Origin of the sequence: Caulobacter sp. S45 (assembly GCF_009765965.1) — a bacterium.
Taxonomy (GTDB): domain Bacteria; phylum Pseudomonadota; class Alphaproteobacteria; order Caulobacterales; family Caulobacteraceae; genus CAHJWH01.
Map to the genome: position 1 here is coordinate 1,021,672 of NZ_LMUL01000014.1, position 18,516 is coordinate 1,040,187.

Here is an 18,516-nt window from a genome sequence, read left to right on the forward strand (position 1 = left end):
GCTCCGTCCCGGCCAAGCTTCGCCCCGACCATGCCCCGTCCCCCGGCTTCGCGATAGCCTCGCGCCGGGAGCGGGCTTGCGAACGACTACTGTGGGTGGATTTGCGACGGTCCGCTCTTAGCGCTTCAGGCCAGATTGTCGCCGTCCGAAGGTGACTTCTGCATCAGCCGGGACGGCCAACCGACACGGACAAGCATGCCCTCTGGCCCCCCGATCCCGACTTCATAAAGACCCCACTCACGATGACGAAGGGCGCCGCCGGGCCGGATGATTAGGTCGTCGACCCGCGCGGCGATAGCGTCGACCTCGGGCGTGCGGATGAAGACGCCGAAGGGGTTATGCTCTTCTGGCACCCGCCACGGACCGGACCCCGCTTGGGTGAGGTTCACCTCACAGCCCCAGCCTGTCATGATGACGTATTGGGCGTCGCCTCCGACGCGGGTGAAGCCTAACCGCTCCCAGAATGGTATCGCGGCCGGAAGGTCATTGTGCGGAACTATGGCGAACGCGCCCACCGTTTCGGGAATCGGCATTGTGCATCTCCTCGGCTCGGCGACGAGCCTTCGCACCGCATTGTGTCAATCACGGCAGGCCAGTCTTTGATTTCGCCAGCGACCGCCCGGCGAAGATATCGATGCGTCCGGTATTGGCGCCCGCTCATTGAGCGGCGTAGGACAGCTATGGGTCGTTTTGCGGCCACTAGCCCCTTGCCAGAAACCTGACTTTGGCCCGTTTTGACAAATCAACCCAAACGATCCATCGGTCTATCGGTCCATCGGTCCATCGGTCCATGCCAGACTTCCCCATCACCATCTTCCACAACCCCGCCTGCAGCACCTCGCGCAAGACCATCGCCATGGTGCAGGAGGCCGGTTACGCGCCGACCATTGTCGAATATCTGAAGGCGGGTTGGACCAGGACCCAGCTACAGGACCTGCTGGCCGCCATGGATGCGAGCCCGCGCGACATCCTGCGCGACAAGGGCACGCCGGCCGCCCAGCTCGGCCTGCTCGACCCCTCGGCCAGCGAGACACAGATTCTGGACGCCATGGTCGCCCACCCGATCCTGGTCAATCGCCCCATTGTCAGCACGCCCAAGGGCGCGCGACTTTGCCGGCCGATCGAGCGGGTGCGGGAGGTGCTGCCGTAGGCGCAATGGGCCGGCGGCTCAGGGCGTCGCCGGGGTGCGCCCCATCCAGCGATCCGCCCAGGCGATGAAGTATTTCATGTTGGGCGCATCGGTATGGCCGCCATCGTGCTGGCGCCAGGCGAGCCGCCCATCCAGCAGGCCGGTGTTGATCGGCGGCGGATTGGCGTTTCGGTAATCGTCGCCGACGCCCAAATCCTTGGCGCCAAGCAGCCGGAACACCTTACCCGCCGCCACGGTCGCCATGTATCCGCCCCGCTGGTCGAGCCAGCGGGCGTCGCCCTTGCTCGGCTGGCCATAGCTGATGAAGGTCAGGCGCGGCGCGCAGAGCGCGATCAGTTCGGGAGCGTCCACAGGCAGGTCGTCTGCGGTTCTGGCTCCGAAGGCGGCGTCTGAGGCGCCGTACTTCAGGAAATTGCCCGCCATCCAGTGATATTCCCCAGCGGAGGTCAGACTCTCCACCGCCTCGCCGAAATTGCGCCGGTGCGGCTTGGCCCCGCCCTCGCCTGACGACCCCACCAGCACCATGGCGAAGCGCGGATCGAACGCCATGGTCACCAGGGCGGCCTTGCCGTAGCGCGATACGCCTTCCACGCCGATGTTGCCGGCGTCAAGGCCCGGATCGGCGGCGAGATAATCGTAGGCGCGGCCGGCGCCCCAGGCCCAGGCGCGCAACGCGCCCCAGTCGTCGGGCTTGCGTGGACCGCCCCGGTTCACCAGGCCGATCACGCCCTGCCTCAAACCGGCGCCGTTGTCGGCCTGGATGCTGGCGAGGTCGAGCAGCGCCACCGCCCAGCCGTCGGCGAGGAGTTGCTGCACCGAAGGCGGATCGCCATCCGCATTGAGTTGGGGCGGGACCGGCCGCATCGCGGGGATCGGTTCGTAGGCCGGCAAATCGCGGAACACTGCACCGAGCGAAGGATCGCGCGCTGTCAGCACCACCTTGGCCGCCGCATTGATCCGCCCGAGTTCCGCCGGCGACGGTTGGTCGGGAACCGGAAAGTCGCTGCGGGCGAACATGATCAGCACCGGCATGGGCCGAGGCGCGGCCACGGGCCTTATCAACATCATCGAGATGTCCACCGCGATGCTTGGATAGGCCGAGTTGTCGACGTGGCCGGTCACCTGCGTAGCCGTCACGGGAATGGAGCCGACCCGTTCGGTTTCCGAGGCCACCACCCGCCACGCCACCTTGGGAGCGGCCTTGGAGACGCGGCCGTAGACCTCCCGCTCGAAAGCCTCGACGAGTTGGGGACGGCGCTGCTTCCACCACTGCGCGGCGGACGTCACCTCGCGCCCGTCCTCCAGCTTGAGCGGGTCTGGCCAGACCGGATAGGGGTTAGCCTTGGCCTCGTCGTAGTTGGCGGCGTTGACGGCCTTCTCGTCTCCGCTTGGCCCGGGACGGAGGACGCGGACGCCAAGCTGCTGCATCATCTGAAGATGATCCTGCTCGGCGGTGATGGGCGCAGGCGCGGCCTGCGTCTGGGCGCGGGCGGCGGAGCAGAGGGTCAAGGACATTGGTATCGCTACCAATACTGCGGGAGCCACGGCTGTGATCGAAGAAAGGTCAAACTTCATGGAGGCCTGTTCCCTAGATCCGAACGATCTGCGTCGCCTGGAATGCAGTCTTTAAACCACGATTGCAGGACCTGAAACGGCCCCTTCCCCAGATGAGCGGGGTTAGTCGCGCAAAAGCGAACCCAGGCGAGGAGACGCCGGCTCTCGCGCTTCAGCCAGCCGTTGTGGACGGCCAATGGGGTCGACGCAGTTTGGTTCCCGAGAGTGCGACAAAATTGGAACGCCGCTCGATTTGTATGACGGTCATACACGCGTAAACTGTGGCGTGGTCCCCCCGAGGGTCATCCTCGACGCGTCTGCGGTCAAGAAAAGATGGGATCAAATTCAAGGACATACGAAACAGGACACGGAGATTCGCTCTCGCGCGAAAGCTGTAATTCCACAATACCCGAGCGTATTGTATATTTTATGAAACCGTTATCGTGCTGTCGCACACTCCAGCGAGGTGTCCGCCCCTACCTTTGGGGAACAGATACATGCGCACCGCCGGACGACATATCGCTGGACTATTCGCGGCCACCGCCGCCTCGGCGATGGCAGTCGCACTCGCCACATCCGCTCAGGCGCAGGACGCCTCCACCACCAGCTCGACCGCGGCCGGCGAAGTGGTGGTCACCGGCACTCGCGAAGTCGGCACGACCGTCTTCTCCTCCCTTTCGCCGGTCAGCGTCTATTCGGGCCAGACCCTGAACTCGACCATCAGCACCAACCTCGGCCAGACCCTGGCGGAAATCTCGCCCGGCTTCGACGTGAAGCGCCTGCCGGCCGCCGACGGCCCCGAGTTCATCCAGCCCCTCTCGCAGTATAACCTGTCGCCCGACTTCACCCTGATCCTGCTGAACGGCAAGCGCTTCCACAACTCGGCCTATATCGAGGGCAGCGGCAACAGCTCCGGCTCGCAGTCTTCCGACCTCAACCAGATCCCGAGCATCGCCCTGGGCAGCGCCCAGCTGCTGACCGACGGCGCCTCTGCCCAGTACGGCTCCGACGCCATCGCCGGCGTGGTCAACCTGATCACCAACATCAAGCCCGGCCTGGACGTGTTCGCCCAGGGCTCGCAGTACTATGCGGGCGACGGCACCAGCGGACAATTCGGTCTGCGCGCCGCCACCGCCCTGCCCGGCGGCGGTCACCTGATGGTGGCCACGGAGTATTCCAACGACGGCCTGACCTCGCGCACGATCCAGCGCCCGGACGCCATCTCCTTCCAGGCGGCCAACCCGCAGCTCACCCTCTCCAACCCGGTCCAGCGCTGGGGCAACCCGTCGACGACCTCCTGGAAGTACGCCTTCGACGGCGCCGAGCCGATCGGAGACTTCGCCGAGGGCTACATCTTCGGCACGATGAGCAACGGCTCCGGCATCGCCGACATCAACTGGCGCAACCCGACCACCAACGCCAGCGTCTACGGGGCCAACCCGGCGCTCGGCGCCGCGCCGAACATCTTCCCCGGCTTCAATGTCAACAACATCTATCCGGGCGGCTTCACCCCGCGCGAAGGCACCAATTACAACGACCAGCAGGTCGACATCGGCATCCGCAACATGAAGTCAGATGTCTTCACCTGGGACGTCAGCGCGTCCTACGGCCATAACGACACCGGCTTCTTCCTCGACAACTCCATCAACGCGTCGCTCGGCCCGGCAAGCCCGCTGAACTTCCAGCTCGGCCACTACATGGACACCGACTTCGACCTGAACGCCGACTTCAACTATCGCCTGAAGAACAACTTCACGGCCGATCCGATCGACATCGCGTTCGGCGCCCAGCGGCGGGTGGAGACCTTCGAGGCCCGGTCCGGCGACCTGGCTTCCTACGAGGTCGGCCCCGGCGCGGCGGCGGGCCTGGCGCCTGGCGCCAACGGCTTCCCCGGCATCAACCTGCAGCAGGCCGGCACCCACAGCGAGACCAGCTACGCGGGCTATGTCGACATAGCCGTACCGATCACCAAGCAGGCGAAGATCGAATTCGCCGCCCGTGACGAAAGCTACGACCTGTTCGGCAACACCTTCAACTACAAGATCGCCGGCGCCTACCAGTTCATCCCTGACCAGTTGCAGATGCACGTGTCCTACAACACGGGCTTCAAGGCGCCGACCCCCGGCCAGATCTTCTCCACCAGCACCAACCAGGGCCTCGACTCGGTGACCCTGCAGCTGGTCACCAGCGGCCGCATCTCGCCGCTGAACCCGCTGGCCCAGGCGCTTGGGGCCAAGGCGCTGACGCCCGAGACGTCCACCGACATCAACGGCGGCATCAACTGGCATACGCACTTCGGTCTCTCGGGCTCGGTCGACCTCTTCCAGATCGACGTGGCCAACCGGCTGCAGACCTCTCCGTCCTTCACCCTCACGCCGGCGGAGATCGCCCAGCTTGAGGCGAGCGGCGTCGTGGGCGCCTCGGCCTTCAGCAGCGTCAGCTTCTACACCAACGCCTTCAGCACGGCGACGCGCGGCATCAACCTATCGAGCACCTACATCCGTCACCTCGGCCCGGGCAGCTTCAACCTGACCGGCCTGTTCTCCTACTACAACACCCAGGTGACCTCCGGGTCGTTGTCGGCCGCGACCCAGGACGCAGCCCGGCTGGAATATGAAAAGAGCGCGCCGGACTACAACGCCACCGTCACCGCCACCTATACGGTCGGCAAGTTCTCCGCCCTGGGTCGTATGCGCTATTACGGCTCCTGGACGGACTCGAGCGGCAACGCCACCGGCACCCTGTTCGAGAGCTTCCCCGGCGTCGCCTTCCTCGACTTGGAGCTGACCTACAAGGTCACGCCGAACCTGTTCATCCGCACCGGCGCGGAGAATATCGGAGACTTCTATCCGGCCCAGGCGACCAACCAAGCCAACCGCGGCCTGATCTATTCCCGCAACTCGCCGTACGACACCAACGGCGGCGACTACTTCGTCCGCGTTCAGGCCGACTTCTGATCCGAACGCAAACAGCCTACAGGGGTCGCCGCAAGGCGGCCCCTATCCTTTTGCAGACCCCGAGTCCCAGCGTCGAGAGAACCACATGAATGAACTTAACCGTCGTGGATTGATCGGAGCGGGTCTGATGCTGGGCGCGGCGAGCGCCGCGTCGGCTGTGGAAGCGCAACCTACCTCCCCGTCTTCCGTCCCCCTGTTCGAAGCCGGCGCCGACGCTGCGCCGGACGACCAGGTCTTCTGGCGCAGCGTCGGCGCCCAGTACGACGTCACCCGCGAGACCATCCAGCTGGAGAACGGCAACTGGGGCATGATGGCCCGCCCGGTGCTGGAAGCCTACAAGGGCCACCTGCAGAAGGTGAACACCGACACCTCCTTCTACACCCGCCACGGCATCGGCCCCGACATGGCCCGCGTGCGCGCCCGGGCCGCCGCCAACCTCGGCGTCGAGGTGGACGAGATCGCCTTCACCCGCGGCGCGACCGAGTCGCTGATGACCCTGATCGGCGGCTACAACAAGCTGCGGCCGGGCGACCAGGTGATGTACGCCGACCTGGACTACGACAGCACCCAGGAAGCCTTCCACTGGCTGAAAGCGCGCCGGGGCGTGGACCTCGTCACCTTTAACCTGCCCGAGCCCGGCACCCACCAGGGCATCCTGGACGCCTACGAACAGGCCATGTCCGCCAACCCCAAGGTGCGGCTGATGCTGCTGACCCATGTCGGCCATCGCACCGGCACGGTAATGCCCGTGGCCGAGATCATGGACATGGCGCGCCGCCACAACATCGACGTCATCGTCGACACCGCCCACGCCTGGGGCCAGCTCGACTTCAAGCTGCCCGACCTGAAGGCCGACTTCGTCGGCCTGACCTGCCAGAAGTGGATCGGCGCCCCGATCGGGGTGGGGATCATGTACGTCAAGCGCTCTCGCGTCGGCGACATCGACATCAACATGGGCAACGCCCAGGTCCCCTCCGACGACCTCAACCACCGCGTCCACACCGGCACCTCGAACTTCGCGGGCTACCTCTCGGTCGAGCAGGCGCTGGACTTCCACGAGCGGATCGGCGCGCGAGCCAAGGAGCGTCGCCTGCGCCACCTGCGCGACCGCTGGGCCGAGCAGATGCGCGGCCAGGGCCGTATCGAGATCCTGAGCCCGTCCGATCCGCGCCTGACCTGCGGCATCACCTCGTTCCGGCTGAAGGGCGCCACGAGCGGGGCGGAGAACCGCGCCTTGGCGGCCGACCTGCTGAAGCGCTTCAACATCTTCACCGTGGAGCGGGCGGGCGCGGCGAGCGGGTCGTGCGTGCGCGTCACGCCGGGCGTCTTCACCCAGGAAGCCGACATCGACCACCTGGTCGCCGCCCTGCAGACCATGGCTTGATCGAAAGGCGCGATCGGTCGAAGCCGTGCGGATGAGGTGGGGTATCTGCGCGGCTCTGGGCCTTCTGCTGGTCCTTAGGACCATTGCGCCCGCATCCGCTGAGCCGACCGCCATGTCGCCCATGTCCATGGCCTGGGCGGCGGACACACGCTTCGTCCTGGCTTCCGCGCAGGGGGCCAAGGTCACGGACGCAGCGTTTCGAGGCCGCTTCCTGCTGCTGCAGGTCGTGCGCGGCCCTTGCGCCAAGGCCTGTCAGGATCGCGTCAGCGATGTGCGCCACGCGGTGGAAGCCCTGGGCGATCTCGCCCAGCGCGTTCAGGTCGTGCGGGTCGGGACCCAGACCGGGGATACGGCCGGCGACACCCTCCACGGATCGCCCCAGGCCATCGATCAGGTGCTCAAAGGCCATGGCGTCGCCGGCGTCGGACCCGAGGGCGCCCTACTGCTGGACGACGAATACGGGACCTTCGTCGAGCGCCTGGACGCCTCGGGCGACGCGCTTACCGACCGGCTGCGGCGGCTGCTGACCGCGCGGGTCAGCTATATCGGCATCGACGAGACGCTGTGGGACTACGCCCCCAAGCGGATCGACCTGATGATGGACGCCCCGCTGGACGAGCATCAGCAGACCTATGTCTACAACAAGCCCCAGCAGATCGGCTCGACCTACCTGAAGGCCGTCTATCACGGCTACACCGACGGCACGTTCCGCACCCGGCAGGCGCGGCCCCCTGAATGGGCGCACCTGGGCCTGCTCGGGCCGGTGATCCGCGCCGAGGTCGGCGACACGCTACGGGTGGTGGTGCGCAACAACGCCAAGAGCCCCTATTCGCTGCACGTCCACGGCCTGCGCTATACCGCCGCCAGCGAGGGCGCCATGACGGCCGGCGTTCCTGGCCCCTACGGCATCATCCCGCCCGGTGGGACCTACACCTACGTCTTCGACACCCCCGAGCGCGCAGGTCCGGGCCCCGGCGACCCCAGCTCGGTGGTCTGGCCCTATCACAGCCATGCCGAGGAGGGCGTGGACGAGAACACCGGCCTGGTCGGCGCGGTGGTCGTCACGCGCAAGGGCATGGCGCGTCCCGACGGCTCGCCCAAGGACGTGGACCGCGAATTCGTCACCCTGTTCAAGATCTTCGACGAAAACCACAGCGCCCTGCTGCAGGCCAATATCGACCGCTTCACCGAAGCGGGCCGCGCGCCCGCCACCGTGTTCCAGGACGAGGACGACACCCCCACCGACGTCGAGACCGCCGCCTGGATCGATAGCAACCTGAAGTACGCCATCAACGGCTACCTGTTCGCCAACCTGCCGGGCCTGGACATGCATGTGGGCGAGCGGGTGCGCTGGTACGTGATTGGCCTGGGCTCGGAAAGCGACCTTCACACCCCGCACTGGCACGGCCAGACCGTCACGGTCGGCGGTCGCCGCACCGACACGGTGGAGGTGGAGCCCGCCACCACGGTGGTGGCCGACATGACCCCCGACAATCCGGGGACCTGGATGTTCCACTGCCACGTCATCGAACATTTCGACGCCGGCATGACCGCGCTCTATCGCGTCCTGCCCAAGTCCTCCCCCCTCCCCGTCACCGCCGAAGGACAAAAGTAATGCGCAGCAAGTTGTTGAGCGCGAGCCTGATCGCCCTGGCGGCGATGCTGGGAACCCAGGTGCGGGCCGCGCCCTCATCCGCCGCGGATGCATCCACCCACACGCCGATCAAGCACGTGGTGGTGATCTTCCAGGAGAACATCTCCTTCGACCATTACTTCGGAACCTATCCGAACGCCGCCAACCCCAAGGGCGAACCCGCCTTCCACGCCCTGCCCGGCACCCCGCGGGTGAACGGCCTGACGCCCGAGCTGATGGCCCACAACCCCAACAGCGCCAACCCCATGCGCCTAGACCGGATGCTGGCGGTGACCTGCGACATGGACCATGGCTACACCTCCGAACAGAAGGCCTACGACGACGGCAAGCTCGACAAATTCGTGGAGCACACCGGCGCCAAGGGACCCGGCTGCGATCCGAAGATGGTGATGGGTTACTATGACGGGAACACCGTCACCGCACTGTGGAACTACGCCCAGCGCTTCGCCATGAGCGACAACTTCTTCGGTACCGAATACGGCCCCTCCACACCGGGCGCCCTGAATCTGATTCGCGGCAGCACCACCGGCGTCGACCACGTCGACGTGGAGAACCGCCTGTACAAGGGCGTGCTGTCCAGCGACCTCGACCCGGTGTTCGACGGCTGCGGCCAGGCGACTGCCGCCCGCCCCGTGGTCGGTATCAAGGGCCATAACGTCGGCGACCTGCTGAACGCCCACGGCCTGAGCTGGGGCTGGTTCCAGGGCGGCTTCAGGCCGTCGGAGACCAATCCGGACGGCAGCATCGTCTGCGGGACCTCCGACACCAACGCCGCCGGCAAGGTTATCCGCGCCTACAGCCCCCACCACCAGCCGTTCGAATACTTCGAACAGACCTCCAACGCCAAGCACCTGCCGCCGACTTCGACCGCGATGATCGGCAGGACCGACCAGGCCAACCACCAGTACGACCTAGTCGACTTCTGGTCGGCGGTTGAGGGTGGAGACCTGCCCGCGGTCAGCTTCCTGAAGGCCACGGCGGCCCAGGACGGGCACGCGGGCAACTCCGGTCCGATCGATGAGCAGACGTTCCTGGTGAACACCCTCAACCGGCTGCAGAAGAGCCGCTTCTGGGACAGCACCGCCGTGATCATCGCCTATGACGACAGCGACGGCTGGTACGACCACGTCATGCCGCCCCTGGTCTATCCCTCCGCTGCGCCGACCGACGCGCTGAACGGCCCTGGCAAGTGCGGGGATGCGACGTCGGAGGCCAGCTTCAACCGCTGCGGCCTCGGCCCGCGCCTGGTGCTGGTGGCGATCTCGCCCTATGCGCGCCGCAACGCGGTCGACCACACCCAGACCGACCAGGCCTCGATCCTGAAGTTCATCGAGGACAACTGGAGCCTGGGCCGGATGCCGGCCTCGGACCAGTCGATGGACCAGGCCGCCGGTTCGATCGAGGGGCTGTTCGACTTCAAGGCCAAGCCGCAGACCGCCAAGCTGCTGCTCGATCCCACGACGGGGTTGGCGCAGTAGACGCTCTCGAGACCAGCATAGGATCAGCTAGCTAAATAGCCGCTTATTCCCGCGAAGGCGGGGACCCAGATCGAGCCCGCCGACGTATGCGAGTGAATCTGGGTCCCCGCCTTCGCGGAGATGAACGGAGGTTTGGTTCCCGAGCCTAGCGCGCTTCCCCGCTCGCCGGCACGCCCTGCTTTACCTCGGCCTGCACCGCCTCCATCGACGGCAGCGGCGGGTCCAGCATCGTGTGCTGGATGAAGTCGAAGCTGGGCTTGTCGTAATCGGCGACGGGCCGCACCGCGCCGTCGGCGCCGAACAGCATCAGCGTGTCGCGTTTGGCGTCATAGGCCGGCCACGCCGCTGCGTCGGGACATGCGGGACGGCCGGTCTTGGCGAAGCTGGCCCAACAGCCGTGCATGGTCTTGGCCACGGCCTCGTCCTTCGGGTCGGCCGGCGCGTGCGCGGTGGCCAAGGTGTCGAAGGCGAAGACCATCTCGCTGCCATGCGCCGCGCCGGGTCGCCTGCCCTGCTGGTCCTGGCGGACATAGCCGAAGCGGTAGAGGAACACCGGCGCGGCCGACGACGCCTCGGTGGCGATCTTGCGGGCCGGGGCGCCGAAGATGGTGTCCGCAAAGGCCCACCGGCGCAGCGTCGCCGCATCGGGCGCATCCGCGCCGTATGACGCCCTCAGCGTGTCGGTCGCGGCGCGCAGCCGGTAGAGCGCCATGGTCTGATCGGCGGCGCTCGCATAGTAGGGAGTGAGCGAACCCTCGTCGGAATTGGTCCCGATGATCAGCGGTACGTGGGCGTTACGGCCGGCTTCGAACACCGCTTGCGGCAGTTGCTTGACCAGCCGCCCGTCGATGAAGGGGGCCGCGTCGGTGGGCGTCTCCACCAGCGTCTCGGGCTTGATCGCCCGCAGCGCGTCGGCGCTGGCGTCCTGGGGCAGGCCCAGGCGCACGGCCAGATCGACGCCGGACTTTTCCTGGGCGGCGAGCCCGCGCGGCAGGCCGAATGCGGGACCGGACTCCACGATGGCCTGCTGGAATAGCCCCTTGGCGCGCGAAACGGTGAGCAGCGACAGCACCTGGCCGCCGCCGGCGGATTCGCCGAACACCGTGACCCGCCGCGGATCGCCGCCGAAGGCCGCCACGTTGCGCTTGACCCATTCAAGCGCGGCGATGTTGTCCATCAGCCCGTAATTGCCCAGCGGGGCGTCCGGCGCGGCTTCGCGGGTCAGCGCCGGATGGGCGAAGAAACCCAGGGCTCCGAGACGATAGTTCACCGTCACCAGCACCACCCCGTCGTGGACGAACGCCTTACCGTCGAAGGCCGGATCGGACCCATGCCCGTTCCGCCAACCGCCGCCGTGGATCCACACCATTACCGGCAGCGACGCGCCCGCCGGATGTTCGGCCGGCGTCCAGACATTGAGGAACAGGCAGTCCTCGCTGGAGGTCTGCGGACCGCCCTTGTCTGGGCCGTCCTTCTGCGGACATCCGGCGCCGAAGCGGGTGGCGTCACGCTCGCCGGTCCAAGGCTGGGGCGCCGCTGGCGGCCGCCAGCGCAGAGCGCCAACAGGCGGTGCGGCGAAAGGAATCCCCTTGAACGTAGCGACGCCGTCGGCGACCTCTCCGACCAGCGCCCCGCTATCCACCACCGCCTTGACCGGCTCGGCGCAGGCCGCCCCCGCGAGCGCGAGCACAGAGGTCGCGCCCAGACACGCGGTCTTGAGCGCCTGTCGCCAAAGCCCGAAAGCACCGCTCATACTAAACCCCTTCGCCGGAAGCCGGCCTCGACCATCGACGCGACGAGATCGCGCCCCGGCGCTCCATTTGGCAGAGCCACGCGACAGTTCGATTGCGATTTCCACGATCCGTTTGAGGGTGTCTCAAAACCTTGACTGAACGCCGGGCGGAACCGGCCGTATGGGAGCCCCTAAGTCCCGCCCATCTCGCCGAGATCGCTCCATGACAGGTGTCGCCCGCCGCCGCTTCATCCAGGCCGCCGCGGCCGCCTCCATGGCGGGGCCGGCGCAGACGGCGCTCGGCGGCGATCGCACCACAGCCTCCAAGCTGAGCGACATCGACCACATCATCATCCTGATGAAGGAGAACCGCTCCTTCGACCATTACTTCGGCAGCCTGCGCGGCGTGCGCGGCTTCGACGATCCTCGCGCCCATCGTGAGGACGGGAGCAACATCTTCCGCCAGGCCGACGCCCTGCATCCCGACGGCCACATCAGCGCCTTCCGCCTGAACACGCTGTCCACCAGCGCCCAGCGCCTGGACGATCTCAGCCACTCCTGGGGCGCCCAGCACGTGGCCTGGAACGCGGGACGGATGGACCAATGGGTCGCCTCGCACCGGGCCGCCGACGGCGACAACGGCCTGCTGACCATGGGCTACCTGACCCGCGAGGACCTGCCCTACTACTACGCCCTGGCCGACGCCTTCACGCTCTGCGACGGCTACCACTGCTCGGTGTTCGGCCCGACCAATCCCAACCGCTACTACCTGATGACCGGGACCATCGACCCGAACGGCAAGCACGGCGGCGCGGCTCTGGACAACGACGGCAGGGCCTATACCTGGGAGACCTATCCCGAGCGCCTGGAAGCGGCCGGCGTGTCGTGGCGCATCTACCACGACATGGACGATTACGACTGCAACGTCTGCAAGTACTTCGTCCAGTACCAGACCACGCCAAAGACCTCGGCCCTGTACGAGAACGCCATGCGCGACCGGCCGTTCGAGACCCTGCTCGACGACCTGCGCACCGGCAACATCCCGCAAGTGACCTGGATCGTGCCCCCGGCCGAGGTCAGCGAGCATCCCTCCTACCTCCCCGCAGCGGGCGAGATGCATACCGCCCAGATCCTGAACGCCTTGTGGTCCAATCCCAAGCTGTGGGCGCGCACCGCCCTCATCCTCAACTACGATGAGAACGACGGCCAGTTCGACCACGTGGCCCCGCCGACGCCCGAGCCCGGAACGCCGGACGAGTTCGTCCACGGCCTGCCGATCGGCCTGGGCTTTCGGGTGCCGTGCATGGTGATCTCGCCGTTCAGCCGGGGCGGCCATGTCAGCGGCCAGACCTTCGACCACACCTCCACCCTCAAGCTGATCGAGGCGCGCTTCGGCGTCGAGGTGGCGAACCTCAGCCGGTGGCGGCGCGAGACGGTGGGCGATCTGACGAGCGCCTTCGGTTTCGGCGCGCCGGCCGACCTCACCCTCCCACACCTGCCGGAGACCAGGGAGGCCCTGCGCCAGGCCACCTATCGGGCCGACACCTTGCCGCCGCCAGCCGTTCCGACCCAGCAGAGCTTGCCCAGCCAGGAGCCGGGGACGAGGCCGCGCCGGGCCTGACCCTGGCGCGGCGCCCCCTCCAACCCTCAGTTCGGCCGGGGGTTTTCCTCGAAGAAGAACAGCGACGCCAGCATCCTGCCCGCCTCATAGAACAAGGCGTCGAGATCCTCGCCGCGCGATTCCGCGATCATCTCGTCGGTCGCGTAGCTGAACTCCACAGACAGGCGCACGCGGGTCCAGATCATGCCGGCCGGCGCGCCCGGCATCAGCGGCGCGTAGACACTGCTGAGCTGGTCGGTGACCCGCCGATGCGACGCCAGCCTGACCTCGGTGAGACGTGGCACGGCGCGCATGGCGCGAAACACCCAGAGCGCGCCCGGCTGCTCGGCGGTGACCTGGGCGAGCGCCCGCAGCAGAGGTTCGACATTGGCGGCGAGCGCACCCACGCCATTCGGCGCGTGCGTAGTCAGCCATTGTTCGACCACCACCGCCTGGCGCGCCATCAAACGTTCCGCCAACGCCTCAATCAGCGCATACTTGTCCTTGAAATAACGATACAATGCTGGGGGCGTCATGCCCGCACGCGCACAGATCATATTCGTGGAAATCGTCTCAACGCCGACTTCTGCGAGCAAAATTCCGGTCACATCCAGAAGTCGTTCATATGTCTGTTGCGCACGATCCTGTCGCGGTGGCTGGCGCGTCCGCCCCATATTTTCAGAAGTCACGTTTCATCCCTATGGCCGCCCGAGGCGGTCTTTGATCTGATTGTATTACAACCGTCGCAAAAACGATACTTACAGCTATCATAACCCCATTCAGACCCGCTGGCGAGGCCGCGGTCTGAATGGGGGTTTCCTAATGGCGATGCAATCTAAGGCCAGAATCGGCCGTATCGGTACGCGTGCGGCGGGGCTTTGGGTTTCGGCGAGCGCCCTGGCGCTGGGCGCCACGATGTCGCCCGGAGCGGCCTGGGCCGCGGACACGGCGTCCACCGCCATCGCCACCGCCGGAGCGGCGGCGGCCCCCGCCGCCGCGGCCGCGGACGGGTCCAACACCATTCAGGACGTGGTGGTGACCGGCCAGCAACGAGCCAGCACCGTCCAGGGCGCAATCGATGAAAAGAAAAACAGCATCGGCGTCACCGAAGTAATGTCGGCCGAGGAGATCGCCGAACGTCCCGGCGGCGACATCGTGAACGTGATCGAGCACCTGCCCGGCCTGTCGACCTTCGCCGACATGGGCCTCGGCCAGGCGGCCACCGGCGAGGCCGAATACGTCACCATCCGCGGCATCGATTCCAGCTATGACGCCTACACCATCAACGGCATCCGCGCGCCCTCGGCCGACCCCGGCAGCCGCGCCCTGTCGCTGAAGATGCTGCCGCCCTCGGGCATCGAATCGGTAAAGGTCTACAAGACCCCCGGCGTCGACCAGGACGGCGACGCCATCGGCGGCATCATCGACTTCCGCACGCCCACCGCCTTCGACTTCAACGGGCCGATGCTGCGCATCACCACCAACGGCAACTACGCCGAGCTGGCCAACAAGACCGGCTCTTCCGACCTGGGCGGCGGCGGTCAGATCGAGGCCGCGCGCAAGTTCGGCGACAACCTGGGCGTCTACTTCACCGGCTATTACGACAGCCGTAACAGCGCCGGCGAGGCCGCCGAGGTGCTCGGCTATACCCCCACGCTGGCCTCGGAAGCGCAGCAGACCAACTATGCCGCCCTCAAGGGCGGACTGTCGGCCACCGGCGTCCGTTTCGACTACTACAACGACCAGATCCAGCGCTACGGCGGCAACCTGTCGCTCGACTATCAAACGCAAAACCAGAAACTCTACGTCCAGACCTCGTTCTCCAAGTACCAGGTCACCGGCGGCGACACCCAGCACAGCATCATCGGCGGCTTCGAGGGCCTGTACGAGAACGGCCAGAACTTCAGCCCGGCTGGCGTGCTGCCCGGCTCCTACTATCAGGACCGCAACAACATCGAGCAGCTCATCACCGCCAAGGTCGGCGGCGAGACCGTGCTCGACCGCCTGACCATGGACTACAGCGTCTCCTACGGCTTCGCCTCCACGACCCAGCCGGACATGGTCCAGGGCAGCCTCTACGGCCTGCCGAGCCTGACTGGGGCGGCGTTCTTCAACGTGAGCAACCCGGCAAAGATCGGCATCACCTACGACTCGCCCGCCACCCAAGCCTACGCCAACAACCCCGGCGTCGATCACCTGTGGAAGTACCAGGGCGACGACATCGGCAGCTACAACACCATGTACACCGGCAAGTACGACGTAGCTTACCGGGTGGACCAGGGCATCCTCAGCGACGTGAAGGCCGGGGTGGACGTCAACGTCTCCAACATCATCTCGTACGACCACAAGTTCTTCGGCGACGACGGCGGCAACTTCGCCATCCTGGCGCCGGGCGGCGTCGTGCCCTCGATGTCGGTGTTCGCCGCCGGTCCAGCCGCCGAATCGCTTCCGGGGCGCAACATCTCGTTCCTGGGCGGCGACTTCAGCGGACCGTTCCGGATCTACGATCGCTCCACCTTCGCCAACGGCGCCAATCCCTTCGCCTACACCAATCAGTTCGGTCTGAGCGCGCCGGGCGGCTCGGTGGTCGGCAACCCGGGCAACTACTCCATCAACGACTATAACGGCCAGACCGTCACCGGCACCGAGGGGACCTTCGCCGGCTACCTCCAGGCCAACCTCGCCTACGAGAAATTCCTGGCCACCCTCGGCGTGCGCTACGAGGACGTGAATTTCGCCAGCCGGCAATGGGAGGCGACCGGCGCCGACAGCGGCCAGTTCGTCTCGAGTTCGCACAACTACGGCGAGGTCCTGCCGAGCCTGATCATGAGCTACCGGCCGGACGACTGGATGGTGTTCCGCGGCGCTATCCGCCAGTCCTACACCAAGCCGGCCTTCGGACTGATCGCCGGCCCGGTGAGCATCTCGCGCAACGACATGACCGGCGCTGTCGACGGCATCAGCGAGGGCAACCCGAACCTGAAGCCGTCCACGGCCACCAACTACGACCTCTCGGCCGAGTTCTACGGCCCCCACGCCAGCCTGTTGACCGTCGACCTCTACTACAAGAAGATCGACAACTTCATCTATGCCGCACTCACCTCCGGCGCCCCGCCCACCGCCAACACCGCCACCATCAACAACAATGGCGTTTCGGTGAGCCAGCCCGAGAACGGCAAGGACGCCGACCTGCTCGGCACCGAACTGGACGCACGCAAGCAGCTGACCGAACTGCCCGGTCCGTTCGCCGGCCTCGGCCTCGGCGGTTCGCTCACCGAGCAGCGCAGCTCCGCCGACAGCGGCCGCGCCGACCACTTCGGCCGGCGCACCTGGCTGCCCCGCGCGCCTGAGCTGATCTACAATCTCGATCTGTTCTACAAGATGTATGGGATCTCCGCCGATCTCGCCTACCACTACGAAGGCCTGCAGCTGGTCGGCCTGACCAGCAACAACCTGGATGAATATCTGCAGCCGGTGAAATCTTTGGACTTCAGCGTCAGCTACCCGATCTATGGCGTCACCTTCACGGTGGCCGCCCAGAACCTGCTGGACGATGTCGAATTCTACAAGACGCTCGGCCCCAGCACCAAGTACCTTGGCACCCAGGACGCCGGTGGTAACGGCTCCTACGTCCAGACCGGCCGCTTCATCACCGTCAAGGCCAGCTACCGCTGGTAGGCCTACATCCACGACCTGCCTAACCCCTACGGGGCGCGGTCGATCCACACGGATCGGCCGCGTCTTGGCGATTTCAACGATCAGCGTGATTGAGAAGGATGGCTTGATGAATACGGTTTGGAAACGGGCTTTCGCCACGGTCGCCATGGCGCTCGCACTGCCGCTGCTGGCCGGGACCGCGGCCCGAGCCGCCGACGACACGGCCCTCGACGCCCTGAAGCTGAACCAGGTGCGGATGCTCGGTTCCCACAACAGCTATCGCCGCCTGCCCTCTCCGGGCGAGGAGCAGCGCATCAAGGCCGTGGCGCTGAAGTACTGGCCAGGCCTGGACTACGGCCATCCGCCGCTGGAATCCCAGTTGGCGCTGGGCCTGCACCAGTTCGAGATCGACGTGGCGCCCGATGCCAAGGGCGGCGCCTACGCGTCCCCCTACGCCGACGCCACGCCCGAGGTGAAGGCTCTGATGGCCGCCCCCGGCGCCAAGGTGCTGCACGTCGCGGGCCTGGACACCGAGGTCCACTGCCTGACCTTCCGCAAGTGCCTGGCGATCTTCGCCCGCTGGTCCGACGCCCATCCGGGCCACGAGCCGGTGGTGATCCTGGTCAACTCCGTCGACCCGCTGCACATCCCGGTGCTGTTCCCCTACGACCTCAAGTTCGACCAGGCCGGCATCGACGAGATCAACCAGGACATCATCGACGTGATCGGCCGCAACCGCGTCGTCACCCCCGACGAGGTGCGCGGCGAACACGCCACCCTGCGCGAGGCGGTCACGGCCAAGTCCTGGCCCAAGCTCGGCAGCATGCGCGGCAAGTTCCTATTCGTGCTGGACGGCAACGATGCGCACGAGGTGTTCCTGCGCACCGGCCACCCATCGCTCAAGGGCCGGATGATGTTCGGCTGGTTCGACGAGGACCGTCCGGAAGCCGCCTTCTTCAACATCCAGGACCCGATCAAGAACCAGGACCGGATCCGCAGCCTGGTGGGCCAGGGCTTCATCGTCCGTAGCCGTTCCGACGAGGACACCAAGGAGGCCCGCACCCGCGACGGCGGCAAGATGAAGTCGGCGCTGTCCTCCGGCGCCCAGATCGTCAGCAGCGACTACTACGCGGGCGTCCCCGATCCGGAAGGGTTCGGCTTCACCGTCGACTTCGAAGGCCCGATGATCCGGTGCAACGAGGTGACCGCGACCTGCCCGCCGACCCAACGGTGAGCCTTCTCCACCGGCTGACGGCTGTCCTCGGCGTCCTGGTCGCGACCCAGGCCGTCGCGGCGTCGCCCGCATCCCCGCCGCTCGTACCGGCGGGGGGGCGGGGGGGGCGCGGGGGC

At 66.6% G+C, this 18,516-nt stretch carries 12 protein-coding genes; 8 read left to right on the forward strand and 4 right to left on the reverse strand.

Annotation, left to right across the window (positions count from 1 at the left end; genetic code table 11):
- Positions 1 to 125 precede the first annotated feature (125 nt).
- Positions 126 to 533 carry a VOC family protein gene (locus tag GSQ87_RS11730; RefSeq protein ID WP_158915619.1) on the reverse strand — a complete coding sequence of 136 codons (408 nt, stop codon included), beginning with the start codon at positions 531 to 533 and terminating at the stop codon, positions 126 to 128.
- A gap of 257 nt (positions 534 to 790) precedes the next feature.
- Here GSQ87_RS11730 and arsC point away from each other — a divergent pair, with 257 nt between their 5' ends.
- Positions 791 to 1,150 carry an arsenate reductase (glutaredoxin) gene (gene arsC, locus GSQ87_RS11735; RefSeq protein WP_158915620.1) on the forward strand — a complete coding sequence of 120 codons (360 nt, stop codon included), beginning with the start codon at positions 791 to 793 and terminating at the stop codon, positions 1,148 to 1,150.
- An 18-nt stretch (positions 1,151 to 1,168) separates the two neighbouring features.
- On the opposite strand, the gene GSQ87_RS11740 is transcribed toward arsC, so the two are convergent.
- Positions 1,169 to 2,665 (reverse strand): S9 family peptidase, encoded by a 1,497-nt coding sequence (locus GSQ87_RS11740; protein WP_158915621.1) that lies wholly within the window; start codon positions 2,663 to 2,665, stop codon positions 1,169 to 1,171.
- A gap of 536 nt (positions 2,666 to 3,201) precedes the next feature.
- Between GSQ87_RS11740 and GSQ87_RS11745 the strand changes: the two genes are divergently transcribed.
- The 4 genes from GSQ87_RS11745 (at position 3,202) to GSQ87_RS11760 (ending at position 10,177) form a co-directional block, all read left to right on the forward strand.
- Positions 3,202 to 5,661 carry a TonB-dependent siderophore receptor gene (locus GSQ87_RS11745; RefSeq protein ID WP_158915622.1) on the forward strand — a complete coding sequence of 820 codons (2,460 nt, stop codon included), beginning with the start codon at positions 3,202 to 3,204 and terminating at the stop codon, positions 5,659 to 5,661.
- An 85-nt stretch (positions 5,662 to 5,746) separates the two neighbouring features.
- Positions 5,747 to 7,045 (forward strand): aminotransferase class V-fold PLP-dependent enzyme, encoded by a 1,299-nt coding sequence (locus tag GSQ87_RS11750; RefSeq protein ID WP_158915623.1) that lies wholly within the window; start codon positions 5,747 to 5,749, stop codon positions 7,043 to 7,045.
- Positions 7,046 to 7,157: 112 nt separating this feature from the next.
- Positions 7,158 to 8,660 carry a multicopper oxidase domain-containing protein gene (locus tag GSQ87_RS11755; protein WP_158915624.1) on the forward strand — a complete coding sequence of 501 codons (1,503 nt, stop codon included), beginning with the start codon at positions 7,158 to 7,160 and terminating at the stop codon, positions 8,658 to 8,660.
- On the forward strand, positions 8,660 to 10,177 hold the full coding sequence (locus GSQ87_RS11760; protein WP_158915625.1) for a phospholipase C: 1,518 nt from the start codon (positions 8,660 to 8,662) through the stop codon (positions 10,175 to 10,177). Before GSQ87_RS11755 ends, GSQ87_RS11760 begins: the two co-directional genes overlap by 1 nt.
- 145 nt (positions 10,178 to 10,322) lie before the next feature.
- On the opposite strand, the gene GSQ87_RS11765 is transcribed toward GSQ87_RS11760, so the two are convergent.
- Positions 10,323 to 11,930, reverse strand: a complete 1,608-nt coding sequence (locus tag GSQ87_RS11765; RefSeq protein ID WP_158915626.1) for a carboxylesterase/lipase family protein — start codon at positions 11,928 to 11,930, stop codon at positions 10,323 to 10,325.
- Between the two features lie 202 nt (positions 11,931 to 12,132).
- Here GSQ87_RS11765 and GSQ87_RS11770 point away from each other — a divergent pair, with 202 nt between their 5' ends.
- On the forward strand, positions 12,133 to 13,530 hold the full coding sequence (locus GSQ87_RS11770; protein ID WP_158915627.1) for an alkaline phosphatase family protein: 1,398 nt from the start codon (positions 12,133 to 12,135) through the stop codon (positions 13,528 to 13,530).
- Between the two features lie 26 nt (positions 13,531 to 13,556).
- On the opposite strand, the gene GSQ87_RS11775 is transcribed toward GSQ87_RS11770, so the two are convergent.
- Complete coding sequence (locus GSQ87_RS11775; protein ID WP_158915628.1) at positions 13,557 to 14,198, reverse strand: TetR/AcrR family transcriptional regulator; 642 nt, start codon at positions 14,196 to 14,198, stop codon at positions 13,557 to 13,559.
- Between the two features lie 133 nt (positions 14,199 to 14,331).
- Here GSQ87_RS11775 and GSQ87_RS11780 point away from each other — a divergent pair, with 133 nt between their 5' ends.
- The gene (locus GSQ87_RS11780; protein WP_158915629.1) at positions 14,332 to 17,187 is read left to right on the forward strand and encodes a TonB-dependent receptor; all 2,856 of its coding nucleotides are present in this window, start codon (positions 14,332 to 14,334) and stop codon (positions 17,185 to 17,187) included.
- Between the two features lie 106 nt (positions 17,188 to 17,293).
- Positions 17,294 to 18,400 (forward strand): Ca2+-dependent phosphoinositide-specific phospholipase C, encoded by a 1,107-nt coding sequence (locus tag GSQ87_RS11785; protein WP_254062898.1) that lies wholly within the window; start codon positions 17,294 to 17,296, stop codon positions 18,398 to 18,400.
- Positions 18,401 to 18,516 lie beyond the last annotated feature (116 nt).

Excerpts from the sequence above, each read along its gene's own strand:
- GSQ87_RS11780 (WP_158915629.1), top strand. The coding sequence starts at position 14,332 with ATGGCGATGCAATCTAAGGCCAGAATCGGCCGTATCGGTACGCGTGCG.
- GSQ87_RS11740 (WP_158915621.1), bottom strand. The coding sequence starts at position 2,665 with ATGTCCTTGACCCTCTGCTCCGCCGCCCGCGCCCAGACGCAGGCCGCG.
- GSQ87_RS11745 (WP_158915622.1), top strand. The coding sequence starts at position 3,202 with ATGCGCACCGCCGGACGACATATCGCTGGACTATTCGCGGCCACCGCC.
- GSQ87_RS11750 (WP_158915623.1), top strand. The coding sequence starts at position 5,747 with ATGAATGAACTTAACCGTCGTGGATTGATCGGAGCGGGTCTGATGCTG.
- GSQ87_RS11760 (WP_158915625.1), top strand. The coding sequence starts at position 8,660 with ATGCGCAGCAAGTTGTTGAGCGCGAGCCTGATCGCCCTGGCGGCGATG.
- GSQ87_RS11765 (WP_158915626.1), bottom strand. The coding sequence starts at position 11,930 with ATGAGCGGTGCTTTCGGGCTTTGGCGACAGGCGCTCAAGACCGCGTGT.
- GSQ87_RS11785 (WP_254062898.1), top strand. The coding sequence starts at position 17,294 with ATGAATACGGTTTGGAAACGGGCTTTCGCCACGGTCGCCATGGCGCTC.
- arsC (WP_158915620.1), top strand. The coding sequence starts at position 791 with ATGCCAGACTTCCCCATCACCATCTTCCACAACCCCGCCTGCAGCACC.
- GSQ87_RS11755 (WP_158915624.1), top strand. The coding sequence starts at position 7,158 with ATGTCGCCCATGTCCATGGCCTGGGCGGCGGACACACGCTTCGTCCTG.
- GSQ87_RS11770 (WP_158915627.1), top strand. The coding sequence starts at position 12,133 with ATGACAGGTGTCGCCCGCCGCCGCTTCATCCAGGCCGCCGCGGCCGCC.
- GSQ87_RS11730 (WP_158915619.1), bottom strand. The coding sequence starts at position 533 with ATGCCGATTCCCGAAACGGTGGGCGCGTTCGCCATAGTTCCGCACAAT.